This is a genomic window from Mesorhizobium sp. M1A.F.Ca.IN.020.06.1.1 (assembly GCF_004023265.1).
GTDB lineage: Bacteria > Pseudomonadota > Alphaproteobacteria > Rhizobiales > Rhizobiaceae > Mesorhizobium.
In genome coordinates this window covers 1-4,593 of sequence record NZ_RZSR01000462.1, presented here as the reverse complement: position 1 = coordinate 4,593, position 4,593 = coordinate 1, and the positions used below count along the sequence as shown (strand labels likewise).

At 63.2% G+C, this 4,593-nt stretch carries 4 protein-coding genes; 2 read left to right on the top strand and 2 right to left on the bottom strand.

Annotation, left to right across the window (positions count from 1 at the left end; all coding sequences use genetic code 11):
- Positions 1-76: 76 nt before the first annotated feature.
- Positions 77-1,381, bottom strand: coding sequence for a nicotinate phosphoribosyltransferase (pncB, locus tag EOA60_RS19770; RefSeq protein ID WP_127335083.1), 1,305 nt, complete (start codon positions 1,379-1,381; stop codon positions 77-79).
- A gap of 298 nt (positions 1,382-1,679) precedes the next feature.
- Entirely contained in the window at positions 1,680-2,663 is a 984-nt protein-coding gene (gene gcvA, locus EOA60_RS19765; protein WP_095825554.1) for a transcriptional regulator GcvA, read from the bottom strand.
- Positions 2,664-2,876: 213 nt separating this feature from the next.
- Here gcvA and speB point away from each other — a divergent pair, with 213 nt between their 5' ends.
- A complete protein-coding gene (speB, locus tag EOA60_RS19760; RefSeq protein ID WP_095825553.1) occupies positions 2,877-3,932 on the top strand; it encodes an agmatinase in 1,056 nt (351 codons plus the stop codon).
- Positions 3,933-4,120: 188 nt separating this feature from the next.
- Positions 4,121-4,593 (top strand): transporter substrate-binding domain-containing protein (locus tag EOA60_RS19755; protein ID WP_128311766.1); only part of this gene is annotated, 473 nt, incomplete at its 3' end.

Genomic DNA, 4,593 nt, shown 5'->3' with positions numbered 1-4,593 from the left:
AGATGTCCGGCAGGACAGAGGAGGGTGGGCGGGAACTCAAGTTATCCGGTTATCCGAAATTCTATTCGAGCAGTCCTCACACCTTGACCAGCTGCTCCACCCGCCCCTTCTCGCCGAAGATGCGCAAATAACGCTTGATCTCCTTCTCATCGCCGGTCGACTTGGCGGGGTTGTCGGAGAGCTTGACCGCCGGCCGGCCATTGGCTTCGCTGACCTTGCAGACCAGCGAGATGGCGTCGAGGCTGTTGGTCTCGGTCGGCGCGCAGCCTTCGAAATCATTGGTGAGGTTGGTGCCCCAGCCGAAGGACATGCGCACCTTGCCGCGGAAATGCTTGTAGGTCTCCTCGATGGTCTCGACCTCGAGCCCGTCGGAGAAGATGAGCAGCTTCTGTTTCGGATCCTTGCCCTTCTCGCGCCACCAGGCGAGGATCTTCTCGCCGCCTTCGATGGGCGGCGCGCTGTCGGGGCGGAAGCCGGTCCAGTCGGCGATCCAGTCCGGCGCGTCGCGCAGGAAAGCGGACGTGCCGAACGTGTCGGGCAGCACGATCAGCAGATTGCCGCCATAATAGCGCTGCCAGTCCTGCAGCACCTTGTAGGGCGCCTGCCTCAGCTCCTCAACGGAATTGGCAAGTGCCGCAAACACCATAGGCAGCTCGTGCGCATTGGTGCCGAGCGCCTCGAGGTCGTTGTCCATGGCCAGAAGCACGTTCGACGTGCCGGTGAAAGCCTCGCCGATGCCTTCCTTCAGCGCCTCGACGCACCAGCGCTGCCACAGGAAGGAGTGGCGGCGGCGGGTGCCGAAATCGGAAATGCGGATGCCGGGCAGTGCCTTCAGCCGCTCGGTCTTGGCCCACATCTTGGCCTTGGCGCGGGCGTAGAGCACGTCGAGCGCAAACTGGCCGAAGGAGCGCATGGCGGCGCGCGAGCGCAGTTCGTTGATGATGGCGAGCGCCGGTATCTCCCACAGCGTGGTGTACATCCAGGGACCGGGGAAGGACAGTTCGTACTGGCCGTCGCGCTTGGCGAGTTCATAGTCGGGAAGGCGGAAATCCTCCAGCCAGGCGAGGAATTCCGGCTCGAAGATCTGCTTGCGACCATAGAAGGTGTTGCCGCCGAGCCAGATCATCTCCTTCTTGGTGAAGCGCAAGGTGCGAGCGTGGTCGAGCTGCTCGCGCAGTTCGCCTTCGTCGATCTCGTCGGCGAGCCGCACCGAGGTCGTGCGACTGATCAGCGTGAAGGTGGCGTCGACGTTGGGGTACATGCCCCAGATCATCTGCAGCATCAGAAGCTTGTAGAAATCGGTGTCCAGCAGGCTGCGGACGATGGGGTCCAGCTTCCAGGTGTGGTTGTAGACGCGCCGCGCTATATCGGTTCGTGCCATATCTGCTCACCCAAAAAGCGCGTCGCGCTTGCGTGATTCCAAGCGCGGCGCCTCAAGTCCCTGTTATGAAGCATTCCGGACGGAAAACCGCCGCGCAGCTCCCAGAATTGTTAACCAGCTGCGGTCTTAGCATTGTATTTTTGAAAGCGCTTCCTGCTTTGCAAGCTGGCCCGACAAAAACCAGCTATGCAAGTCCAGCGCTCAGGACGCTGCGCCAGAGCATTTCACCGTTGCATGGAAACCGCAAAATGCTCTTGGCTTTCTTGTTGTTGACGCCAATCTCCGGACGGAAGACCGCTCACACTTTTCCTGGAATCGCTCTAGCCCCGATCATCTTGAGCGCCGGGCGCTTCCTGCGGCTCGGCACACGGCCGGCGACCGGGGCATCGGCTCGGCCCTCGTCCTGCTCCTTTTCGGCAAACAGCCAGTCGATGAAAAGCTGGACGATCGGTGCCGAGCGCATCTCGTTGCGGCAGACGACATAGAAGTCATCGACCGCCGTCACCGACAAAGCGAAGGGCGCGACGAGCATGCCCCTGGCGAGCAGGGCGCGCGCGGTCACGGAATCGCCGAGCGCCACGCCGTGGCCGTGGACAGCGGCCTCCACCGCTATGCGCGCGTCGCCGAGGTGATGGCGGCGGCCGCGCTCCAGATCGAGCGCGTCGGCGGCGGCCAGCCAGGTGTGCCACTCGCGGCCGTCGTCGCCATGCAGGAAAACGTGGTCGGCAAGGTCGCGCACGCTGCGGATCGGGCGGTTGTTGATCAGCGTCGGGCTGACCACCGGAAACAGCTCGAGACCCGACCATTTGCGTATCCAGCAGTCGCTCCAGCTGCCATCGCCATAATGCACGCAGACGTCGATGTGCGGCGCGCGGATGTCCCTGGCGTCGTTGGAGGGGATCAGCGTCAGCTGGATGTCGGGATATTGCGCGGTGAAGGAGCCGAGCCGCGGCGTCATCCACAACAAGAGCAGCGCCGGCACGCAGGACACCGACAGCACACCGGTGCTTGCGGGGCGTGTCATGCGCTGCGTGGCCGCGGCGATGCCGTCGAAGGCCGCCGAAACCGCCGGCAGGAACTCAGCGCCGTGCGGCGAAAGCTTCACGCGCTGACCCGCGCGCTGGAAAAGCTTTACGCCGAGCGATTGCTCGAGCGCCTTGATCTGGTGGCTGACCGCGCCATGCGTGACATTGAGCTCGCCCGCCGCCTTGGTCAACGAGGCATGTCGCGCCGTCGCCTCGAAGGCGCGCAGCGGGTTCAACGGCGGCAAGCGCTTGGCCAAGGACAGCTCCCGACTTTGTGAGATTTTCTCACAGCAAAGACCCTAACAATATCAATTGATTTTTCAATACAGTTGCCCGACACTTTTGCCCGGAACAGCTCAACAGACGTAGATTTCGCAGGCGCCAGCGGGCAACGATCAGCCGGATGACTGCTGGCTTGGCAGCCGTCGGTGCAGCCGCCCGCTGCAAGCAGTCTCGGAGGAGTACCGGACATGGGTGACGATCGCGGCAAGCTCGAAGCGTTGCGCCGCAAATATGGCGAGAGCCATGGCGGCGAGATGTTCGACCCGAAATTCCGCAAGGTCGCCGACAAGATCTTCAGCAAGAGCGGCACCCGGCTGGCGCCCTATTCCGGCATCCCGACCTTCCTTGCCGCGCCTTACCGGCAGGTGGCGGCCGACAATCCGGATTTCGGCGACTTGCAAGTGGCGATGATCGGCGTGCCGATGGACCTTGGCGTCACCAACCGGCCGGGCTCACGCTTCGGGCCGCGGGCGCTGCGCGCCATCGAGCGCATCGGCCCCTACAATCATGTGCTGGAATGCGCGCCGACGCATGAGCTGCGCGTCGCCGACATCGGCGACACGCCGTTCCGCAGCCGTTACCGGCTGGAGATCAGCCACGAGGACATCGAAAAGCGCACCAACCAGATCGTCGACGCCGGCGTGCTGCCGCTTTCGGTCGGCGGCGACCACTCGATCAGCCATCCGATCCTGAAAGCGGTCGGTAAGCAGGCTCCCGTCGGCATGATCCACATCGACGCCCATTGCGACACCAGCGGGCTGTTCGACATGACCAAGTTCCACCACGGCGGACCGTTCCGCAACGCGGTCCTGGACGGCGTGCTCGATCCCACCCGCACGATCCAGATCGGCATTCGCGGCTCGGCCGAGTATCTGTGGGAGTTCACCTACGAATCCGGCATGACGGTGGTCCATGCCGAGGAAGTGACCGGCCTCGGCATCCCCGCCATCATCGAGAAGGCGCGGAAGATCGTCGGTGGCGGCCCGACCTACATCTCCTTCGACGTCGACAGCATCGATCCGGCCTTCGCGCCGGGCACCGGCACGCCTGAGGTCGGCGGGCTGACGACGCGCGAGGTGCTCGAGCTGCTGCGCGGCCTGAAGGGCCTCAACATCGTCGGCGGCGACGTCGTCGAGGTGGCGCCGCAATATGACGCGACAACCAACACCGCCCATGTCGGCGCGCAAGTCCTGTTCGAGATCCTGAGCCTGATGGTGTTCAGCCCGGCAATCAAGAAGGGCTGACACGAGAGCGTTTCACCGCTTCATGGAAACGGCGAACCGCTTCGTTTTTACGCAATTCCGGACGGAAGCTATGCGAAGTCGCCAAGCGTAGACCGCTTCCCGCTTTTCCTGGAATTGCTAACCAGTACGGCCGTCGCGCTGGAGCCGGCGGCCGGTTTCAACAACAAGCTTCCAGCAGGGGAACTAAAATGACTCTTCGCAACACACTGAAATCCGCACTTGCGGCACTCATCATGCTCGGCGCCGCCGGTCTTGCCTCGCAGGCCAAGGCCGACGCCATCGACGACATCACCAAGGCCGGGGCCATCAATGTCGGCATCTTCTCCGACTTCCCGCCTTTTTCCTCGGCCAGCGCCGACATGAGCATCAAGGGCTATGACATCGACGTCGCGCAGGCGATCGCCGATTCCTTGAAGGTGAAGCTGAACCTCGTCAGCGTCACCGGCCAGAATCGCATCCCGTATCTCACCGACAAGCGCGTCGATATCCTGATGAGCGTCGGCTATTCGAAGGAGCGCGAGCAGGTGATCGATTTCGCCGCCGCCTACGCGCCCTATTACATCGCCGTCATCGGCCCGGCCGAGCTTGCCGTCAAAGGCAAGGACGACCTTGCCGACAAGTCGATCGCCGTCAATCGCGGCACGCTGGAGGATACCTCGCT

Coding starts and splice junctions, on each gene's coding strand:
- pncB (WP_127335083.1), bottom strand. CDS start 1,381: ATGGCACGAACCGATATAGCGCGGCGCGTCTACAACCACACCTGGAAG.
- speB (WP_095825553.1), top strand. CDS start 2,877: ATGGGTGACGATCGCGGCAAGCTCGAAGCGTTGCGCCGCAAATATGGC.